This window comes from Mesotoga prima MesG1.Ag.4.2 (assembly GCF_000147715.2).
Lineage (GTDB): Bacteria > Thermotogota > Thermotogae > Petrotogales > Kosmotogaceae > Mesotoga > Mesotoga prima.
Genome location: NC_017934.1, coordinates 1,368,175 through 1,388,487, shown reverse-complemented (window position 1 = coordinate 1,388,487; position 20,313 = coordinate 1,368,175). Strand labels below are relative to the sequence as shown.

The 20,313-nt window shown below is 44.5% G+C and carries 17 protein-coding genes; 11 read left to right on the top strand and 6 right to left on the bottom strand.

Annotation, left to right across the window (positions count from 1 at the left end; translation table 11 throughout):
• Positions 1 to 27 precede the first annotated feature (27 nt).
• Both THEBA_RS06645 and THEBA_RS06640 read right to left on the bottom strand, forming a co-directional pair.
• On the bottom strand, positions 28 to 819 hold the full coding sequence (locus THEBA_RS06645; RefSeq protein WP_014730974.1) for a family 1 encapsulin nanocompartment shell protein: 792 nt from the start codon (positions 817 to 819) through the stop codon (positions 28 to 30).
• A gap of 15 nt (positions 820 to 834) precedes the next feature.
• A complete protein-coding gene (locus THEBA_RS06640; RefSeq protein WP_006486704.1) occupies positions 835 to 1,167 on the bottom strand; it encodes an encapsulin-associated ferritin-like protein in 333 nt (110 codons plus the stop codon).
• Between the two features lie 1,578 nt (positions 1,168 to 2,745).
• On the opposite strand from THEBA_RS06640, the gene THEBA_RS06635 reads away from it, so the two are divergent.
• The 6 genes from THEBA_RS06635 (at position 2,746) to THEBA_RS06610 (ending at position 8,272) form a co-directional block, all read left to right on the top strand.
• The gene (locus THEBA_RS06635; RefSeq protein ID WP_148270003.1) at positions 2,746 to 3,228 is read left to right on the top strand and encodes a hypothetical protein; all 483 of its coding nucleotides are present in this window, start codon (positions 2,746 to 2,748) and stop codon (positions 3,226 to 3,228) included.
• A 55-nt stretch (positions 3,229 to 3,283) separates the two neighbouring features.
• Complete coding sequence (locus THEBA_RS06630) at positions 3,284 to 3,586, top strand: hypothetical protein (RefSeq protein WP_014730972.1); 303 nt, start codon at positions 3,284 to 3,286, stop codon at positions 3,584 to 3,586.
• A complete protein-coding gene (locus tag THEBA_RS06625) occupies positions 3,564 to 5,258 on the top strand; it encodes a hypothetical protein (protein ID WP_014730971.1) in 1,695 nt (564 codons plus the stop codon). The genes THEBA_RS06630 and THEBA_RS06625 overlap by 23 nt, the downstream gene beginning before the upstream one ends.
• A 351-nt stretch (positions 5,259 to 5,609) precedes the next feature.
• On the top strand, positions 5,610 to 6,152 hold the full coding sequence (locus tag THEBA_RS06620) for a hypothetical protein (protein ID WP_014730970.1): 543 nt from the start codon (positions 5,610 to 5,612) through the stop codon (positions 6,150 to 6,152).
• Between the two features lie 739 nt (positions 6,153 to 6,891).
• Complete coding sequence (locus tag THEBA_RS06615) at positions 6,892 to 7,428, top strand: flavodoxin family protein (protein WP_014730969.1); 537 nt, start codon at positions 6,892 to 6,894, stop codon at positions 7,426 to 7,428.
• Positions 7,429 to 7,567: 139 nt separating this feature from the next.
• Positions 7,568 to 8,272 carry a nitroreductase family protein gene (locus THEBA_RS06610; protein WP_014730968.1) on the top strand — a complete coding sequence of 235 codons (705 nt, stop codon included), beginning with the start codon at positions 7,568 to 7,570 and terminating at the stop codon, positions 8,270 to 8,272.
• Positions 8,273 to 8,472: 200 nt separating this feature from the next.
• On the opposite strand, the gene THEBA_RS06605 is transcribed toward THEBA_RS06610, so the two are convergent.
• From THEBA_RS06605 to THEBA_RS06595, 3 genes are all read right to left on the bottom strand, one after another.
• Positions 8,473 to 9,414 (bottom strand): inorganic phosphate transporter, encoded by a 942-nt coding sequence (locus tag THEBA_RS06605; RefSeq protein WP_014730967.1) that lies wholly within the window; start codon positions 9,412 to 9,414, stop codon positions 8,473 to 8,475.
• A gap of 97 nt (positions 9,415 to 9,511) precedes the next feature.
• Entirely contained in the window at positions 9,512 to 11,857 is a 2,346-nt protein-coding gene (locus THEBA_RS06600) for an Orn/Lys/Arg family decarboxylase (RefSeq protein ID WP_014730966.1), read from the bottom strand.
• A gap of 1 nt (position 11,858) precedes the next feature.
• On the bottom strand, positions 11,859 to 12,716 hold the full coding sequence (locus tag THEBA_RS06595) for a damage-control phosphatase ARMT1 family protein (RefSeq protein WP_014730965.1): 858 nt from the start codon (positions 12,714 to 12,716) through the stop codon (positions 11,859 to 11,861).
• A 439-nt stretch (positions 12,717 to 13,155) separates the two neighbouring features.
• Here THEBA_RS06595 and THEBA_RS14035 point away from each other — a divergent pair, with 439 nt between their 5' ends.
• From THEBA_RS14035 to THEBA_RS06575, 5 genes are all read left to right on the top strand, one after another.
• Entirely contained in the window at positions 13,156 to 13,362 is a 207-nt protein-coding gene (locus tag THEBA_RS14035; RefSeq protein ID WP_081484617.1) for a hypothetical protein, read from the top strand.
• A gap of 903 nt (positions 13,363 to 14,265) precedes the next feature.
• Entirely contained in the window at positions 14,266 to 14,502 is a 237-nt protein-coding gene (locus THEBA_RS06590; RefSeq protein ID WP_006486683.1) for a hypothetical protein, read from the top strand.
• A gap of 391 nt (positions 14,503 to 14,893) precedes the next feature.
• Complete coding sequence (locus tag THEBA_RS06585) at positions 14,894 to 16,582, top strand: alpha/beta hydrolase-fold protein (protein WP_014730964.1); 1,689 nt, start codon at positions 14,894 to 14,896, stop codon at positions 16,580 to 16,582.
• A gap of 83 nt (positions 16,583 to 16,665) precedes the next feature.
• A complete protein-coding gene (locus tag THEBA_RS06580; protein ID WP_039882337.1) occupies positions 16,666 to 17,331 on the top strand; it encodes a response regulator in 666 nt (221 codons plus the stop codon).
• Between the two features lie 4 nt (positions 17,332 to 17,335).
• A complete protein-coding gene (locus THEBA_RS06575; RefSeq protein WP_014730963.1) occupies positions 17,336 to 18,718 on the top strand; it encodes a sensor histidine kinase in 1,383 nt (460 codons plus the stop codon).
• A 680-nt stretch (positions 18,719 to 19,398) separates the two neighbouring features.
• On the opposite strand, the gene THEBA_RS06565 is transcribed toward THEBA_RS06575, so the two are convergent.
• Positions 19,399 to 20,157 carry a SagB/ThcOx family dehydrogenase gene (locus THEBA_RS06565; protein ID WP_014730961.1) on the bottom strand — a complete coding sequence of 253 codons (759 nt, stop codon included), beginning with the start codon at positions 20,155 to 20,157 and terminating at the stop codon, positions 19,399 to 19,401.
• Between the last annotated feature and the right edge of the window lie 156 nt (positions 20,158 to 20,313).

Genomic DNA, 20,313 nt, shown 5'->3' with positions numbered 1-20,313 from the left:
CCGGTTTTCCTTTTATGCAGAACTTATTTAGACTGTCAACTTAACAATGATCGCCGGATCGAGAACCCTGAAGGTGAATGATTCCGATATGAAGAGTTCGACTTCTTTGTCAGTGTGACTCTGATAACCTATTTCGAAGTCTCCGCCGATAACCAGTTCAAGGTCTTCATGATCCTTCGGAAGAAGCAGTGCGTCCTTCACAACTCTGCTTACAACAATATCCGTGCCGAGGAAGGACTCGATTCGCTTCACAAGCGGGTATCCGGAAACATGAGAATTGAGAATCGCCATTGTTTCGGGATTGACGATGAGAGCGAACGGTCCATCCACGAAATTGTCCTTCAAAACCTGAGCAGCCTTTGAAAGTGATTCGATGATTTCGTTCGGCTTTGAACCCAGAGGAATCGGTTTGTTTTCGACCGACTCTACGATTCCTTTGACGGTCGCCTTTTCATAGCCATTGTAGATTACATTTTCCTCGAAGAGCGCTATCTGTTTTGCCGCTTCTTCAAGCGGTCCCAGATCGGAATCCTTTGCGCCTCTCTCTATATCGTCCATCTCCCAGCGGACCAGCTTGAAGGGAACTCTCACCTCTAAAAGAGGCTTCGCCTTTCTAAGACCTACACCGACCTCTCCTTCTTTTTCGAGAATTTTGACCCTTCCTTCCGGAACGAAAGAATACTCCCATCCCTTTGGACCAACCACACTAACCACTTTTCTTGCGGAGAGATAGCTCTTAAGAACCTGCTTAGCTCTTTCATTTATTTCTTCCCACGCCTCGCTCGTCAATGGGGCTAGTTGTCTTTTGAAAAGATCCATTCTAATCCCTCCCTATTACATCTTTCCGATGTTCAGACCGCTGTTTTCGGAACCCGATCCGGCTTCCTCAACTTCGGTGATTGGTGCCTTCGTGAACAGATATGTTTTAAGCTCGTCATCCCAACCGTCCATATTTCTACGGAGCCATTCGAGAGTCATGCAGGCATGCTCTATCTCCTCGTCCCTGTTATGCGCCATTACAGCCTTCAGTTCGGCATCCTCAGTTACATCCACTCTCTGGTTGTACCAGTCTACGGCCTCGATCTCTTCCTTAAGGCTGTTGAGAGCTCTGGAAATGTCCTTTGCCTTTTCGCTTAGCTGATCAACCGATTCATGATAACTGCTCATATACATTCCTCCTCGTAATTTGATGTGTTTTCCATACTTCGTAACTATTTTATCACATTTAAAATTGTAACATGTAGAAAGCTCGAAAGGCGCCAAAACGAGAGATATGGCGTCACATTGAGAGGTGCAGATTCGCAAGAGGATGTGTCGTTTTTCAGTTCTAAAAGCTGTCCTTGGTCCTTCCAAGAGCAAGGACCCGCCCTCCGAGAAGAACGGTTCTTCGTTCCGATGCTACGCGTCCAGATTGTTCGTTCTTAGAACCCGATCCCGAAACAAGTTCGGGATGACTAAGTAAGAGGCATGTGAGAAGGCGAGACGGACATGACAGCGTTTGCTGATTCTGAATGCGTAATAATTCGTCTGAACTTGTTTCAGCATCTCTGGTTTTTAACCTTGACCAAGAACGAAGAACTGATCCTCGGCTCTGAACGATGAATAGATCTTTCTCTCTCTTTAACGGCGAACAGAGAACCGCTCAGCGGTCAACTGGTTTGTCTTGCTCTTTTGAGCCCGCACCCGCCACCAGGGACGTGAATATAAAAGGCGACAAAAAATCTGAGTGCATGCAAATTGGAGAAGAAGATGGGCAAATAAGGAAACACGAGGGAACTGATTAGAAATAAGGAGGTCTTTCGGGCGTTCTCAACTCTGTTCTAGGAGGTTTTCCAGTGATATCTTATCCTCAGAAACCGTCTAATCGATTCGATTGTCAGCTCCCTCGCAATGAAATTGGGAATAAATAATGATACCCCAGATAGAACGGAAAATGCAAGGAAAAATCGAACCTTTTACATGAAGAAACTAAACTGACACAAAATTTGCATATCCGATAATTGCAGTATTTAACTATGATCGCGATCAGCGAGGCAAAACACAAGTGTGTTCGCAATTTACAGCAAGGTCGATCAGATCCTGTGAAGTTCTTTGAAAAACACGAAGACCCTGGTTTTCTCCATCAGCCCATGAAATGTTTCTACGTCTGATTTTTGAGTCCTATCGAGCTGAATCGATACTATATCTTGAATTTGTGGAGTGTACAATTAAGAAAAACTCGATGGCCAAAAAACAGACGAAAGTGAAATCAATTGCATTTGCTCAAAAGAGCTTGAAGTAGGAAAAGAATCCGGGATGCTTATTGAAAAGCGGACACGTGTTTTGCGAAGCTAGAAAAGACAAAGTGTTCGCAATGAGAACAGGTGACATGCAGTTGCTTCATCACTACTGGAACATTGTTGCTAGAAAAGGTTAGGGCTCTTTGTTGCATTGATCCGAGAACGCGAGCGGCTTGACCTAGGTACTCTTTTCTAGAGCTGTTGTTCATAGTAGTGTGATAAAATCGTTTCAGCTAAATAGTGATTTGGCAGAGAGAATTATAGTGTTTTATGGATTTGATTAATTGATTCCGAAACTTGTTTGGACTTACCAATTACGGCTCTTGCCATCGCCCTAATTCTCGTGTTAAGCAGCAATGAAGCAAGTCGTAAGTTGGTGAATTACGACCCAAAAAGGATTTTAATGAAGTATATTTGGAGGACTGATTTGATCCGGAACTCAGAAGCAAGAAGTAGAGGTCTTACGATGACGGAGATGCTAGTAGTTATGGCATTATCGTTCATAGTTGTTTCTGTAGTTCTCATTGTTGGCAATGTTGCAGCTAGAGAAATAAGGAAGATTAACGCTAATATGGAAGTTAATGAGGAGATCTCAAGATTTCAACTTTCTCTAAAGCAAATTGTGACCCGTAGTTGGACAGGTCTTGGGGACATAGAAGTTGAGAATACAACAATTGGTATGCTGACCAGTGTACCCTATGCAAGAAAGAATGAGATTTATGAACAAACTCCCGCAACAGTTACGTTTGATCAAGTTAGGAACGAAGTTGTGTATTCTTTCCATGATCAGAACAACGTAGTCTCCACAGACGTCCTTGCAAAAGGCGTCCTTGACTGTAGGTTCAAGTATGAAAGTGTTTTTCTTACATATGATGCTACTTTTTCTACATACTCGGAGGATATGCCGGTAGTGATAAAGAATGTTAAAGGGGCGGTGAGGTTTTATTAGAGAGGGTTATTCTCTTCTGGAACTCGTTGTTGCGTTAGCGGTGGTTGCGGTATTCTTGATAGTCTCGATGTCATTATTGGTTGCATACAATAGACTTTCAAATGCCACTCAAACGGCTGTAGCTAAGGAAAATATCAGGCGTCTGCTAGCAGAGTTTGTTGAACATAAAAACGATCCAGTTACTCAGAATGACTTGGACAAAGCGCTTGAAGATGCTGAGTACAGTGAGTATGAAATCAAGCTGTTTTCGAGAACTGAATCACAAGAACTCAGCGATTTAGTAGTTTATCGAATTGAATTTGGTATAGTTAACTCCTCGGGTGGTGATGAGTTATATGTTAGCAAATACGAACCGTAAGGGTTTTGTTCTGCCTTTTACGCTGATGATGCTTGGGTTCACGTCCATTATGCTAATTGCTTTTGGCTCTCAGATTGGAAGATTGGGAAGTAGACTGAACTCATATGAGAGAGTTTCGGAGATACAGCTAAGCACAAGGAACATAATTGAGATCGCCGCTGCATATCTTGTGGACAGTTTGGAAGAATCTGTCACTTTCACTTCTGGTAACGACTGGGAGGACTTCGATGAATTCCTCGAATTTGCTTCAACAAGAGGCGGAATGGAAGGTACATATTGGGCTACAGTGCTCAGAACTCTGGATAGTGACGATATCGAGTACTGGAATCTATCAAACGAGGCGGATTTTGTCTCACATTTGAACACGGATCCGAGTGTTTTTGATACGCAGGATAAAGGAGCTGTTATTTACAGGCACGACAAAGACACTTATTCGCTTATCTCTTGGACCGGCACTGAGAATACTGCCAGGCGCTATTCTTATGGACTATTTATCAGGCAGTACAAACTGGAGAATCCAGCGCTTGAATTAGGCTCGTTCGAAAGAGTGCTAAACCAATATAGGTCGGGGGACGATACAACGCTTTGGGGAGATGTGGTATTTGGTGATGTAATAATTTTTGACACGATTACTATTGCAGATCTCAGCGATCCAAGGAAGATCTTTTTGGGAACAGTTTCGGCTTCGGAGGTCATACCAGCTTTCGAAGGCTTTGATTTTACGAAGCCTTCTACACCGGTCGCGGATTACTTCGAAGGTCTTAAGAACGAACATATTGATAGCCTCCCTAGCACTACCGTGGAAATCAATTTGTCAAGTGACGATAGAGTTCTTCCTTTGGTCCTCGACTCGAATGCTCTGCCTTTGGATGATGAAACCCTTCTTGTTGTTAGAATTGATCCCTCAATAGAAAGTGTTCACAAGATTAGAGTGGAGTTCGAAGAAGATGGAGACCTTGTGTTATCAACGTTGGAGGTGAAGAACAAAAAGATCGAAGTTAAGACAAGCAGGAGAATAACTGGCAGAGATCATAAGTTGTTTGTTCGTTTTGACTCAGACATTCTGGTTGGAGATGGTGATGCAAAGAAAATGGATCTTATAAACGGAGAGTATTCGATCACTGTGGTTGGCGACATTGATGTGACGAAAAGCCTTGTGTATGAACCGCTTAAGAGTCTTTTCAACAACGGTAATTCTATAAATGCTCAAACTGATGTCTCTAATAAGCCTTTGGGTCAGACTGAAGTAAATGTGAGTGAAGTAAACAGTACTCTTATTGCCGAGTCTAGTTTAATAGAAGGGATATCTTTGGAATTGGTCTCAATTGGGGGAGATATTAACTTCTTCAAAGAGACGACGTCTTCCCATGGCGTGGGTGTAATGCATGGGGATTTTAAGGCCTTTGGCAATGTTAATGATGACAATCCTTTTGATGATTATGATGATCCTCTGTTTCCTCTGACTGGTGGTAGCATAGGTTTAGTAGTTGAAAGCGAGATTGATTCAAAAGGTTCTGAGTTTTGGGTTTATGGGAGTCTAGTCGGAGAATCCTTCTCGAGTGAAGATCTAAGCGACTTTCTGAAGAGATTCATTGCGATTTCACGTTCTGAAGGTGCAGGGAGCTCGTCTGTCTCAAAAGGCTTTTCTGTAGTTGGTATTCGTAGTTGGTAGGAGAGCTGGTAAATATTGAAATAACAGTCAATCTTTAGTTTTCGGTCTGGGGAAGAAGAGATTCTCTTCTTAGCTTCTGTACTTTAGGCCACAGTTAACCCCCAGGGAGCCCTCGCGACGTGCGGGGGCTTTTTCTTTCTATTAGACAACTATGGAAAGTTCCCAATCAAAAAAAGCGTGTTGAGTTGCGGGAAGTCATTTCTTGCTAAACTACTGTTCTGATAAAGTAAATATGATCATGCTGTGAGTAAGAAAGCCCCGGAATACTGCCCTTTGCCACAATAGGCAGTCGATCGGCTTTTGAATCGAGCCCCTGTAGCAGTATAATTGTTAATCAAAGAGGGGGATAGTATGTTCACAAGAGAATACAGGATAGTGGAACTCGCTTCACATGAACTCGATTTGCACCCTGCGGCACAGCTTGTAGATCTGTACAAGCTCTTCTATCAGGGGACTTTTGGTCCTAGTCACATAATGGAGGATCAAGCGGTCGCCCTTAGATTTCTTGCCGAAGAGATCGACTGCGATGAGTTCGATCAGGTTCTATGGCAGGATGTAAGCTATATGGAGAACTTCTTCAGGATCAATCTTGTTATTGTTAAGAACCGGCAGGTACTTATCGATGATCTCTTCCGGGCACTGGTTGCCAGCAGTAGATTAGGGGCCACCCTATCACATGATGAATGGAAGGAAGCGTGGTACAGGATAGAAAGCGTACTCAGAGACTCAATTCCTGAGGAGATTTTCACTCCTGAGTCTTCAATGGTTGTTAAGGAAGCGGTTGAAGGCGGAAAACTGGTGCATCACAGTGCTTCGTATAAGAGAAGCTATCATCCACATTACAGAGTAATAAGCCGTGAATGGTTTGAGAGGCTTATTGGAACTACGTACTGAGTCGCTTTCTAGCATCATATGCTCTCCGCATCTTCGATTTTTTAAGCGTAACAAAAAACGGAATGAGGTTTCTACCATCGGCTGTTTTCATTCAGGTTGTTCGTGCCTAAGTGGGTTGTTCTCCGTTTTTATGACTGAAGTCAGTGGGTACTTGAATTACTTTGTTCATGTCTTCAGAGGGCTCAAATTTCGGCAAAAAAGCAAATCGGAACTAGTCAAATAAGAAATTGACAAGACGCTCTGTCGAAGCCGCGTTAATCCGCAAACCGATTTTCCGTAAGCGGGAAAGCCGCGAGCGGATTATCCAAAAGCGGAAAACCCGCCTCTACTAAATAATGATATTACTAAAGGATACTTCGTATCGCGCAAGCTCGATCTATTTTTATGGACACAGGTGAAAGAACTAACAAGGCAAGCGATTATGCAATCAAAGTGAAGCGCATAAGGAAAGTTATCTCTACTTTTTGAAAGGTGCCTTTGAGAGCTGAAGAACATAAAGTTGCTGTTGATTACTTGTGATTTAGCGCTTCTACTAAAAGTACTCGGAACGGTCGTCAAAACCCAACTTCCCCGAGTCACTGATTCAAGGAGACCAACACCTGAATGATCAATCGGCGCAGGCTCTTCAGAAATCCTTCTTTGTTTCATTTGTTCTGGCAAAGAATAGCGGTTCCTTTGTAGAGATACGTTCATTTCGCTTCTAAGACAAGCTATAATAGCAATGAAGGGAGGTAATAGTATGAAGTCTATTGTTGTTTATTTCTCATACGATGAAAGCACTAAAGCACTTGCAGAGGCAATGGCCTCTTCAATAGGTGCTGACCTTCTGAGGCTGGTTCCCACGGGGGAGTTCACTCGGACCTATTATCACCATGTGGAGAATCCCGAACAGATAGAGACCACGCCCGGCTATGACCCAGATAAGGAGCATATCTGGGGAAGCGAGTCGGTGACTATGAATAACAGTCCCGAACTTGAGCCGTATAGCTTCGATCCGAACATGTATGATTTCATAGTCTTGGGGAGTCCGGTGTGGGCTCTTACATATGCACCTCCGATCAATACATTTCTTCAAGAGAACAAAATCCAGGGAAAGAAGATCGCTCTCTTCTGTACGCATGAAGGAATGATAGGTGGCGCCCTCGAGAATCTGAAAAAGGCTTTGAAGGGGAATGAAGTCGTTCAGGAGAGTGACTTCGAATCTCCTTCTTCAAGATTAGAGGAGTATATCGAGACTGCGAAGGAATGGGTGAGAGAGGTTAAGGAGAGTCTCTAGTTTCCACCATAGATTTGATTTACCGAAACGCCGAGGGCATGCTCTCGGCGTTTTCTTTTTGAGACGTTTAGTCTACTGAGCCAATTAATCTTGAGTTTTATTGTCAAATTATATAGAATAGGAGTGAAGAGGTGGTTGAATGTTAAGCAAACAGGAGATCAAGAAGGCAATCGGGTTGAGGGTAACACAGAGAAAGTTTCAGGAAAGGCAGTTGTCTCCTGAACAGAAGAAAGAAGTCAATGACGCTCTGAGAGATATTGTTCCGATTAACTCCGAAAGTGTTTTGCATTGGTACTTCTCTCCAGAATTTCCTTCCGGATCGGGAATTGTGCTTGCGAAAATGAGTGACTTTTCTACACCAAGTCTTGTGAAGTATGGATTCGAAGGCGAGCAGATCGTTCTAAACCTTACTTTGAAGGGATTCTCGACTAGCTGGGCACGACTGCCAAATTATCTATCTATGATTGTTGTTGGCTTTGCTGCGGATGGTAGTGGAGACATCGTCGAGAGAGCTTCCCGTTTTCTTTACAGGGAGGCTAACAGGAAGCCCCTCAAAGAAGTTGTATATGGCAAGGAAGATTACATAGACGAAAAAATGAAAGACATTATCGATGCGGGAAGAATGGCACCCTCATCGTTCAACAGACAACCCTGGAAGTTTGAGGTTTTGGGAGAAAACGAGATAGCAATTCACGGCTGGAAGAAGATTCCTCTGATCTATGAAGAGGTTATAGCGATCGATCTCGGTGTTGTTTTATCGCACATGTATCTCATGGCAAATGCTATGAGCGACAGAGCTAGAGTAGAAGCGATAAGCCAGAGGAGTTATTTGCTGACATTCTAATTGCGTTGAGCCTAGAGATCTCATTCATAGGCATCGAGATCAAATGAGTTCCAAGAGTTTTCAAACGCGGAGGGCGTTCAGTTCGCTCGTATTGGCAGAACCAGAAAGCTGTTCAAGGACATGACTGTGCTTCCCATTTGCATTCTTCTGTTTTTCTCTCGCACTTATGCCTAATAATTGAGATTAGGGTAAGGCACTGGTCATTTTGGCAGTGTAACTAATATGGAACTGAGGGATAAGTAGAGGACAATCGAGATAACCCCTGAGATAACGGGAGTGAATACCCACCCATATACGATCCTCCTTGTCATTCCAGAATCAAAGTTTTTCGTACCTCTGGCCAGGCCGACTCCAATAACCGCTCCCACTATTGCCTGTGAAACCGAAACCGGGACTCCAATAAAGGCATAAATTAGCACTGTAACTGATTGTGCCAGTGAGGCAATGATCGACGCAAAAGCTTCGAGAGCAACTATCTTGGTCCCTATTGTGTACATAACTCTTCTGCTGAACATTATTGCCCCGGCTGATATGCTCAGTCCTCCGATCAACACGGCTTTATCAACGCCAATAATTTCTGCAAAGCTCCCAGTAACGTTTGCTACGTTGTTTGCGCCAAGTGCAAATGAACCTAAGCCTCCAATGATTATGGCGGACGATTTCAGAATTATGTCCTGAGCAAGTATCGATGGAATCTTCCTGAACCAGAAACCAAAGAACCTGTATGAGATGTAACCGGCGATTGCCGCTCCCAATGGAGTTGTAATCCAGCAAGCTACGATTTTCAAGACAGCTAGCCAGTCTACACCTCCGCTGATAAGTCCAATGCCTACCACCGAGCCAACAACTGCTTGAGATGAGGAAACGGGTAGACCTATTCTGTTGAGCAAAAGAACAGAGATTCCTGCCGCTGCAGCGTTTACTGAAGCTGAGAGCAAAGTATGGGAGCTTAGTTTAGAGAGGGTCTGCATACCTCCTGCACCACCGATTATAGCTCCAATGAGTACGGCAAGCGCAGAAATCAGTGCCGCCGATCTGTATCTCAGAATTCCGCTTGTTACTGTTGTACCGTAAATGTTCGCTGCATCGTTCCTTCCAAGAGTCCACCCGAAGAAAACAGCAGGCAGAAGAGCGAGGATCACGATTATCCCTTCATTTATCAGTGTCAGAAAGAATTATAGCATCAGATTCGCGCCTTTACATGCAATAAGGGAGAATTCCATGAATGAAAGCGATCGTCTATCGGTTGTCTTCCTGTTCGATCTCCTTCAAGCAATAAGTGTAGTACCTCTTCTTGTTGGCGCTGTCTATCTTCATCTTGAGGCCGTGCATCTCATTCTCAAATCCAGGGAACTTGTTGTCGAACTCCTCGGAGAGATTGAGATACTCGATTATTCTCTTTGTTTCACCGGTGTATCTCTCGCCGGGCATTATCACTGGTATTCCGGGAGGGTACGGAACGACCATGACGGCAGAAATCCTGTTCTGCAGCTCGCGGATTCTCACCAGTTCAGTATTACCGTTTACTAACTCCGCGTAGGCCTTAGCTGGCAGCATTACCTGCTCTGGATTTTGTGAGTAGACATCTTTTAGAACCTTCGTAATTTTCACTTTTCTTAGGTACTCGTGCATTTGTCTGCACAGTTCCTGTAGAGTCATTTTCCCGTACTTCTTTGGAAACTCCCTAACGATATCCGGAAATACATCGTCCAAAGGGGCGTCTTCATCGAAAAGCTTTTTGAAAGTGAAGAGTTCTGCCAGAAGAGTCCCGGATTTTCCTTTAGTCAGTCCCAAGGAGAAAAGAATGAGGAAGGAATAATGGCCTGATTTCTCAACTACGATTCCCCTGTGTCTAAGGAATGCAGTCACTATTGTTGCAGGTATTCCCCAGTTTCTCATTCCACCCTGTCTCGTGATACCCGGAGTCATCACAGTTACCTTCACGGGATCGAGAAGGGCATAGTCATTGTCGAGCTTTCCAAATCCGTGCCAGTCTTCGTTAGCCTTGAGATACCAGCAGTCGGGCCTGTCCTTCAAGATGGACTCATCTATGTCCTCGAGATCAAAGGTCTTTCGCTCGCCGCTTTCGGTTTCAATAGAGACTTTGTCCGGCTGCCATATTTCCAACCACCAGCGTCTCTTTCGATCGGTCTCTTTGGATTCTATCTCTTTCTTGAGGTGCTTCATCTTCTTTCTGAAAATAATTGCCTCTTGAATCGTTTCATCTATAAGGAATCTTCCAGCATTCCCGGCCATCATTTTTGCAGCGACGTCGAGCGATGCAATAATCGCGTACTGGGGGGAAGTCGACATATGCATCATATAGGCTTCGTTAAATCTCCCGTGATCAACCCTCTTTCTCCCGTCCTTCACGTGAATCATGGAGCCTTGAGAGAAGGCTGCCAGGAGCTTGTGGGTGGAGTGTGTTGAAAAGACTACCGGGGATCTCTCCCTGTCGATATCGGAAGACATTCCGAATCGGCCAAGATACATGGGGTGGAATTTTGCGTAGGCGTACCAGGCCTCGTCAAAAAGAACGAAATCGACCACTTTCTCAAGCCTGTCGAGGATCGTTCTTGCGTTGTAGCAGAGACCATCGTACGTGGAATTTGTAATGACTGCCAGTTTTATTCTGTAATTCTCTTTGTCTTCTACAAGGGGGCTTTCCTTGATTGCCTTTTCTATTTCGCTCCACTCGAAATTCTCCTCATGTATCGGTCCGATTATTCCCAGTGAGTTTCTGCTCGGCGTGAGATAGATGGGAATCGCACCGGTCATGATAATTGAATGCATAATCGACTTGTGACAGTTTCTGTCAATGAGAACGATATCTCCGGGTGTAACGCAGTAATGGAAAACTATCTTGTTTGATGTCGATGTGCCGTTCGTTACGAAGTAGGTCTCGTCGGAACCAAAGATTTTTGCGGCGGATTTCTCGGACTCCCCTATCGCCTCGGTATGTTCAAGGAGCGATCCAAGCTCGGGAACTGATACGGATAAGTCACTTCTGAATATGTTTTCTCCGAAGAACTTATGAAAGATCTTCCCGGTAGAAGACTTCAGAAAAGCCTCTCCACCACTGTGGCCGGGAGTGTGCCAAGAATACTTGAATTCATCTACGTATCTAATTAATTCCTTCAAGAATGGCGGAAGAAGCTCGTCCATGTAGCGTTCAGTTGCTTCTTCAATTCTGCCTGCAATGAAAGAGGGGCTGTCTTCGAGTTTCCAGACATAGCCGTCGATTTGGCTTACAATTTCGAGCGGAATTTCCTTGACTCGAAGTTTTTCGGTCATAAGAAAGATGGGAATAAGCATATTTCTACCCCGGATTATCTCTATTATCTCTCCGGGGCCTAGAAATTCCGCATCGGGTTTTATGACTAGGTCCCAATCAAGCAAGACACAGCTTACATTTGAGTGTGACATGAACTCTATTCTGCAATCGTAGCCTGAATAGGATTCAATTACGGAAAAACCTCGTTTCTGAAGCTCTTTGATTATCTCTCTTGTAGCTCTTCCACCAGTATTTTCTGAACGAAGATCGTCATCGACAACTAGGACCGGAAAATCTTTGAAAAGCTCCATTCTATCCCCTCGATTCTGCCTTTTTGTAAGCAACGAACGAACCCTTTGGAACTCCGAGGAAGCCTCCAATTACCTCGCATTTTGCCATAAGCAAGAAGAAGATCTCACGTTTCACGGAACTCAAACCCTCAAGATTGCCCTGTCCTTTAGAGATTACTACATCGGCGCTAAAATAGACCTCGGAAAATTCTCTCTTCATTGTCTTTTCCTGAGCGCCAGGCGCGTCCGCTCCGGAATCCATTAGTGTCGCAACTTCATCCATTCCTATTTCAAGCGCCTCTTTCATAGTAATATCGTTCAGCGCAGGTTTTGTTCTGACAGAAAAGTAGCTATTGGGCACTTTCGCAATATCCAGAAGAAGCTTGTCTAAAACGGCTTCGCCACAGTTATCTCCGATGATCAGCAAAGAGTTCGCCTTGCGGATTCTATCGGCAAGTTCCTGAAGATCGTCTATCGCAAAAGGTCTGGAAAGAGCATCCTTCATCGTGGAGTGGATATCGATCTTGTGACCGGGAGCAACGTCTATGATATTACCTGCCACGGAAAGCTTTAGCGCACCGATCAACGGATCGTCAAGTTTGAGGAGCTCAGTTTTCAAATCATCGTAGATCTCCAGAAGATTGTCATTAGACATCTTTTTTATATCTCTAAAGGCATCGCTGTCACCAAAGAGGGGTTCAAGCGCTTCACCGACCTTTCGGCCGATGTCTATTGGAGTATCTGACCAGTCCATCTCCGCGACTTCTTTCATGAAGGTTCTTACTACTTGCTTTTTCTCTTCCTCTCCGGCATGGTTCTGGTCAAGAATCCTGAGAAGGCTGTTTAGATTGCAAGGAATACATCTGAGATCTATCTTCATTCAATCACCTCACAATGAATTATACAGTGTTTTAGTAATCGCAACCTGGGTTCATTTGACATGCAAACTACATCTGCAAAAGGCCTATCAGGTCAACCGTCAACGGTTCTCCGTCATCCGAAATCAGGAGATTGGTAAGAGCTTAGGTGATGCGGCGAAGAACATCGCCGGAAGTGATGCTACCATAAAACATTAGACGCAAGGCGCCGAAGATCATCGGCGGACGCAATGCCCGCTTCGCGGGGAAGATCTGCGTAGCCAGTCTGCTTCGCAGGCCAGTCACCTTCGGTGGCCAGTCTCGCCTTCGGCGAGGCCAGTTCGGACTACGTCGGGTAAATAACAGGTCTCCGCTGATCACTACTGATTACAACGTTTCCCGTCGATGCTAACACTTTTGTGACAGGATGCTCAAAAGAAATGAAAGTCAGAGAATTCGATCGTGTGCAGTGCGAGAAAGAATGACTATGTTAAATGGCTCTTCGCTTATTCTGAAAGCAACACATGCCGTCATTCTGACAATGCTCCTGGTCAGAATCCCGGTCTTTTGCGCGAAAGGGCGATTCTTTCCAGCGATCAGCGGATCTTCGTTCTTAAGGGGATAGCTGTTCTTAGTCGCGAGATCCCGTACAGGAGCTCTACGGGATGACAACTAATGGTTATTGCGAAAAGGCCATATCCCGTCATTCTGACAATGGTCCTAGTCAGAAGTTCTGTCTAAAAGCCGCTGTCCGCTTAGGAGCAAGAACCCGCTGAACGCTTATGAAAAACGTTAGCCAGTCAACAGTACACCGTCCTCCGTTGAGAGGGTCAAAACCAGATCCCGAAACAAGTTCGGGATGACAGCATGCGTGACTTCTGAAAAATCATGGCGGTTTGAAAGCGTTTGCTAACTACGGGAACATCTCAATTCGTCATCTGAACTTTTTCAGCATCCAGCTCATATTTATTCTTCGGAGAACGGAGAACTTTTCAACGGCGAACCGGTTTCAATCTGCTCTTACGAACCTCCAACCTCCAACGCCCAACCGCGGTTTCTCGAAACCTAGATCCCGAAACAAGTTCGGGATGACAAGGTAAGGGACCTCGTGAAGGCGCTACCTGGATGACTGTCTCAGCATTATTTCGTGAAGATAGCCTGGACTGTGGCATGCTTTTCTTCTCGGCACCCGAGACCCTGCGCTCGATACGCTGCTCTTCATTCCATCATTCTGAACTTGATTCAGAATCTTTCTCCCAAAGTTTTATCGAACCCGCTACCTGCAATGCATAAGCATAGTATTTCTAAGCCCGGATCCCGAACTAAATTCGGGATGACTAAGTGAAAGACGGTTGAGAAGGAGACCATGATACGACAGTATTTGCTAATTCCGAAAACGTCTAAATCTGAACTCGTTTCGGCATTCAGCTCCTAGTTATTCTTCGGGAAACGGAGAACCGTTCTACGGCGAACCGGTTTCACTTGGCTCTTTCCAACCCCCTGCCTGCAGCCCCCAATTACGCTTGTTACAGAGGATGATATAATTGTTATGAAATGCAGGAGGTGTAAGCTGTGTATTACAGATCAAAGGAAAATGGGATTTTCAATTTCAACCTCTATTCAAATTACAAGGCAGTAGGGAGTCGGTACATCGCTACACGTCCAACGGAGCAAGAGGATGTTGTTGAAGAACTAAACAGCGAAGATGATGCAAAACTCTTTGAGGAGTTTATATGGGCTTCTCTGCAAAGAGTTCGAGATTATATCGACTTCAAGGATTTCGACAGTTTCTGTCACGGTAGAAGATAGCGAGGTTTGAAGAAAGAACGAGCAAAGCAACGGAAAACATAAGATGATGTAAATAAATTCGCATAGTGTACTTTCATAACCTTCAGGAGTGTATAATAGCAAAGACCAACCTAATAGGGTTTGGAAGAGGAGGTAAACAATGGAGTTCATCTTTCTTTCTGTTGTTGAATGCGAATTTATGAAACTTAACCAACCTCAAAGTGTGAAACTTCATTCGTGTGAAGACTCACTTCACTCTCTCCGCGCTCGTCGTCGTTGCTTCTAAGGAAAGTCTTTCAAAGCTAGCATCCCTCAATTCCAATCTCGGCAATCATTTGAGTACGACCGTTATTGACCTGCGATTTTTGACAATAATTTCACAAATACTCACGATTCTATGGAGGTGGGAAATATGTTTAGAAAGGGTTTTGTTGCCCTATTTGTTATTCTTTTTGTTGGATTCACGGCGTTTTCACTGACTTTCGAAGTGTCAATGAGCCAGGAAGCCATTGATACAGTGGCTTCTCTAGGCCTTGAGACACCGATAAATGGAAGGGTCTTCGTTATTGTCAGCAAAGACTCATCCAGTGAGCCAAGTATGCAGACAGATGTTAGAGGAGTTCCCTTCTGGGGGAAAGATGTATTCAAAATGACCTCTGAATCGGTTGTGAAGATCTCCGATGGAGATATGGCAGTAGCCGGCTATCCCATCGATCTATCTGACTTGCCTGCTGGAGAATATTTCGTTCAGGCACTGATTAATGTCTACACGACATTTAACAGGGCAGACGGTCACACAATTCTTATGCATGACGATACCGGCGACGGTCAATGGTTCTGGGAATCCATTGGTAATGCTACGAGCAAGACAAAGAAAGTCTATCTTGATCCTGCAAACCCAGGGTCAGTAGAACTTGCTATCACTGAAGTAATAATGCCTGATTACGATCTGGAGCCGGGAATGGTACTTCAGCAGGGAAATTACACAGACACAGAATGGGTGAAATACGTAAAGATCAAGAGTGACGTGGTGTCGGAATTCTGGGGAAAAGACATGTATATCGGCGCCAATGTTCTTCTTCCTGAAGGCTATTACGATAACCCAGATGTATATTACCCTGTCATTTACTATCAGGGCCACTTCCCTGGCGGAGGCGCGCCGGTAGGATTCAGAGTAGACAACGATGTCTACAAGTTCTGGACAGAGGACGGTAATGCGAGATTCATCGCTGTTTCTTTCAGAGATGCGACACCTTATTACGACACCTCTTATTCAGTTGATTCGGAAAACTCAGGCCCATACGGAACGGCAATTACAGAAGAATTCATTCCCTACCTAGAAAGCCAGTTCAGAATGATTCCCGAGAAGTGGGCAAGAGTTCTTGCTGGCGGTTCTACCGGTGGATGGGAAGCTCTTGCAATGAAGGTCTTCTATCCAGATTTCTTCGGGAGAACATATGTTTGGTATCCGGATGCGGTTGATTTCAACTATTACCAGCTAATCAATATCTACAATGACGACAATGCTTATTACTCTGACTTCGGCTGGGTAAAGACGGAAAGACCGAGTGCAAGAGACACTCACGGAAATATCAGATTCACCGTTAAGCAGGAGAACTACTATGAGATGGCTGCAGGACCGAGCAACAGATCCGGCGGGCAATGGTCCGTATGGGAATCAACATATAGCCCTGTGGGAGTAGATGGATTCCCTCAACCCATTTGGGACCAAATTACCGGCGAAATAAACAAGGATGTTGCCGAATACTGGAAAGAGAACTTTGATCTTAACTATATTCTTCAGGAAAATTGGGAAGAGATTGGTCCGAAAATTGCTGGAGACGTTCACGTTGCAGTGGGCGATATGGACAACTATTATCTCAATGAGGCCGTCTATCTTTTGAAGGCAGCTATGGAGAAGATGGAAAATCCAGTCTCCGACATGACCTTCGATTTCGGTCCAAACCAGGGCCATGGTTGGAAGGGTTGGAGCCCGACCGATCCTAATAAAGCCCTTGCTCTTCAGGAGTGGCTATTACAGCTTTCAGATTACATGAAGGAAAATGTCCCTGAAGGAGTGGAGACTGACTGGATTTACTGATATAGATCCAAGATACTGATTTGGGATGCTAGAATTGACCGGAGGGTCTCCCCTCCGGTTTTTTGATTTCTGGAGGTGTAGTTCTGAGAATCTTGATTGTCGAAGATGAAGAGACGATATCTGCTTTTCTCCAAAAGGGTTTGAGAGAAGAGGGATTCGTAGTTGACTCCGCAAAGGATGGAAATGAAGCGATACGACTATCGTCATCCAATCCGTATGACGTAATTATACTGGATGTTCTCTTGCCTATTAAAAACGGGTTTGAAGTTTGCAGCGAACTTAGAGCCAGCGGCAACCACACTCCGGTCCTTATGCTCACGGCTCTTGACTCCGTAGATGAAAGAGTAAAGGGACTAAACACTGGGGCGGACGACTATCTTGTGAAACCCTTTGCCTTCAAGGAGCTTCTTGCGAGAGTGAACGCGTTGCTCAGGAGACCCCGAGAAAGTTTCGACAGGGTCCTGAGAGTTAGCGATCTGTCTATAGATACCGTTTCTCATACCGTCAAGCGTGGCGACAAGGAGATAGAACTTTCGCCAAAAGAGTATCGCCTTTTGGAGCATTTGGCGAGGAATGCACATCAGGTGTTGAGCAGAACTCAGATTGCCGAAAGCGTCTGGGATCAGGACTTCTTCAGTGATTCTAATGTAGTAGATGTCTACATCAGGTATTTGAGAAAGAAGATAGACGACCCGTTCCCTACGAAACTCATCAATACTGTGAGAGGATTCGGTTACAAGCTAGGTTGATAGAATGAAGAAACTACTTCCGATACGGATAAAGTTAACCCTCTGGTATGTTCTCTTTCTTGGTGTGATTTTATTTGCTTTCAGCATTCTCATCTACATGATTTTGAGTGCTCAACTGCACAGCGAAACAGATTCTTCGCTGAGAATTGTCTCTTCACAGCTATTGGCGAACATAGAGATTGTTCAGAACTATCCAGTATTCAAAAAGACGGTCGAAATGGATTCGCTAACCAACAGGCTTCTGGCAGAGGGTTTTGCCGTAAGACTCATGGACAATTCTGGAAGCATAGTAGAGGGTTTTGGACCGTTTGGAATACTGAAAGCCTCGATAGATTTGACTGACAAAGAGTTTTCAAGCGTTTCGACCTCCGTTGGAGTTTGGAGAATCTTCACCCTGCAGATAGGTCAATGGGGATGGATACAAGTGGGCGAATCTCTTTCAAGCGTCAGGGTTGCACTGTTTCGTTTGTCAAGGCTCATGATGTTGATTGGCCCTACAATAATCATTCTTGCAGTAGTTGGGGGCTTCTATTTGGCGAAGAAATCACTGGAACCCGTTGAAAGAATCACGCTTCTCGCAGAGGAAATCAGTGTTGAAAAGCTCAATAAGAGGTTGAATCTCACCCTCCCGGATGATGAACTGGGTCATCTCGCCAGTACATTCGACGGAATGCTCGAAAGGCTCGAGGAATCTGTGAAGAAACAGAGACAATTTACATCTGACGCCGCTCACGAGCTCAGGACACCGCTAACGGCAATCAGAAGCATAGTGGATGTTACGCTTCATAGAGATCGCAGTTCCGAGGAATATGTAAGTGCTCTTTTGCAGATTCAGAACGAAATAGAGAGGTTGAGCAGCGTAATAGACGATCTGCTAATTATTACAAGGCTGGAGAATACTCTTCCGAAAAGGGAATTTGCGGTCTTTTCTGTGAGCGCTCTAATCTGGGAGGTTCTGGAAACGATGATGGTTCTCGCGAAGGAAAAGAATATCGAGATCGAAACCGACTTACAGGAGAACGTAGAGATAGCAGGTGATCGAAAACATCTGTCGAGAGCTGTGTTCAATCTTGTGGACAACGCAATAAAGTACACGCCTGAAAACGGCAAGATAAGAATTGCGGCAAAACTTAGTGAATCTAAAGAGAGGATCGAGATAATCGTTGAAGATAACGGCATTGGCATACAGTTAGAAGATATGGAGAGGATTTTCGATAGATTCTACAGAGTGGACAGAGCAAGATCGCAAACGAGAGGCACAGGTCTCGGCCTCTCGATTGCTAAGGAAATTGTAAAAGCGCATGGTGGCGTTATCTCGGTAAAAAGCTCTCCAGGAAAAGGATCTACCTTCAAAGTAAGCCTACCTTCGAAGATTAGAAAACTCTAATGATAGTTTAATTGTTCTCTAATGTAAGAGCCTTATAGTTAATTTGATGCAGCGATAGAAGATTCACATAGATTCCATCCCTGTACGCAGAGTAGGTAAAGCAAATTACGAAGAGGGAGCCTGAGGATGATTAAGCTACTCCGGTAAAGCGATAGTAAATCAGGCTCCGCTTCTGAGAAAGTGAAAAATGCCCTTTTCATCATCCCCAAATGGAAGCCAGGAGACTGGCTTCTTTCTCTATTCTGCTGGTAATGACTCGGAGATTCTAGAGCGAATCTTCACTAGACCCTCGCCCGTGAAGGAAATTCAGAGCATCGAACGTTTCATATCTCATCATGTTCATCTTTCCTGCCAGAGCATCAATGTTGATGAAAATAGAACGGTCTGCCGAAGTTGATTCCATTATCTTTGACAACAATGCCCGCATAATTCCTTCCTTTTCGGGTTTGTTTTCTTCTTCTAGTTCTAGAATACCTTTGCGTGTAATTCCATGCATTTTGAAGGGCTTTATATCATAGAGTTCTTCTCGCCGAGGACTTGCACGATCTCATTTAGTTCACCTGGGTAACGGTCTGACTCCCTAACTACTTATTCTACTGGAAAATACCTCTCCTCTCTTCCAAACACTTTTCTGGATATACTTTCTAGAACCAGCTTTTCTGGTTGAGAGATACTCAAAATCAATACTTCTTTGGTTTTCCTACTGGAGCCATGTATATTGCGAATTCGTCATAACCATCCAAACCGATTAACTCGTCTGTCTTTGTCTGATCGTAAGCGGCAATAGCACATGTCCCTAAATTGAGTGCCTCGCACGCCAGGTAGAGGTTTTGACAGACGTGACCTGCATCCAGGAGAATCGGCTTATATGAAGTCAAGTCGTATCTCCACTCTGTTCTGTAAGGAATGACGGACCAAACAAAGGTGACTGCACACTGGCCGACAAACTTCTGACCGAGAGCGGCCTCTGCCACTTCTTTGGCGAAATCTCCTTCTTTCAGGAAGATTAGCGAATGAGACAGAGCAACGTAGCGATATAAACCTTTCTTGAGACCCTTCACAAGTCTGACGAAAAGGTATGTTTCGAAGGGGTGACGAGCACCTGCTGAGGGGACCGTCCTCAGTGTCGCATAGTTGTTTTTCAGAACACCCTTGACTCCCTGTGTGGACCAGAGAAGAAATGAAAGCGACTCAAGAGAGATCTTATCATCTGAGAATATTCTCCTGCTTTCTCTGGAAAAGATGATTTCCTTCAAGTCTTTCATATGGAGGTTAACAGCGTTCGGGTCGGGCAGTTTGATTAGTTCATATCCCTCCGAGCTTTTTTCCAGTGGAGGCTGAGGTTTCCCTTCCATTTGATCTGTTTTCTTAAGCTGTCTATCCACTTCTTCCCAGATCTTATTGCTTAAGAAGGCTCTTCCTTCCTTTCTATCAATCATGCAACCCTCCCCTTCCTCAGCTATATAAATAAGTTTAGCATAACAAAGAATAGCAGATTCAGAAGAAATTAGAGGAATCTCGAGAAGGTGATTCTGATAAGAAATCGTGGACGCAAGGCTGGGCAAGAACATTTCGAGAAGAGCCTCGGGTAAACC

Coding starts and splice junctions, on each gene's coding strand:
- THEBA_RS06635 (WP_148270003.1), top strand. CDS start 2,746: ATGACGGAGATGCTAGTAGTTATGGCATTATCGTTCATAGTTGTTTCT.
- THEBA_RS06575 (WP_014730963.1), top strand. CDS start 17,336: ATGAAGAAACTACTTCCGATACGGATAAAGTTAACCCTCTGGTATGTT.
- THEBA_RS06585 (WP_014730964.1), top strand. CDS start 14,894: ATGTTTAGAAAGGGTTTTGTTGCCCTATTTGTTATTCTTTTTGTTGGA.
- THEBA_RS06620 (WP_014730970.1), top strand. CDS start 5,610: ATGTTCACAAGAGAATACAGGATAGTGGAACTCGCTTCACATGAACTC.
- THEBA_RS06615 (WP_014730969.1), top strand. CDS start 6,892: ATGAAGTCTATTGTTGTTTATTTCTCATACGATGAAAGCACTAAAGCA.
- THEBA_RS06640 (WP_006486704.1), bottom strand. CDS start 1,167: ATGAGCAGTTATCATGAATCGGTTGATCAGCTAAGCGAAAAGGCAAAG.
- THEBA_RS06625 (WP_014730971.1), top strand. CDS start 3,564: ATGTTAGCAAATACGAACCGTAAGGGTTTTGTTCTGCCTTTTACGCTG.
- THEBA_RS06600 (WP_014730966.1), bottom strand. CDS start 11,857: ATGGAGCTTTTCAAAGATTTTCCGGTCCTAGTTGTCGATGACGATCTT.
- THEBA_RS06645 (WP_014730974.1), bottom strand. CDS start 819: ATGGATCTTTTCAAAAGACAACTAGCCCCATTGACGAGCGAGGCGTGG.
- THEBA_RS06610 (WP_014730968.1), top strand. CDS start 7,568: ATGTTAAGCAAACAGGAGATCAAGAAGGCAATCGGGTTGAGGGTAACA.
- THEBA_RS06595 (WP_014730965.1), bottom strand. CDS start 12,716: ATGAAGATAGATCTCAGATGTATTCCTTGCAATCTAAACAGCCTTCTC.
- THEBA_RS06565 (WP_014730961.1), bottom strand. CDS start 20,157: ATGATTGATAGAAAGGAAGGAAGAGCCTTCTTAAGCAATAAGATCTGG.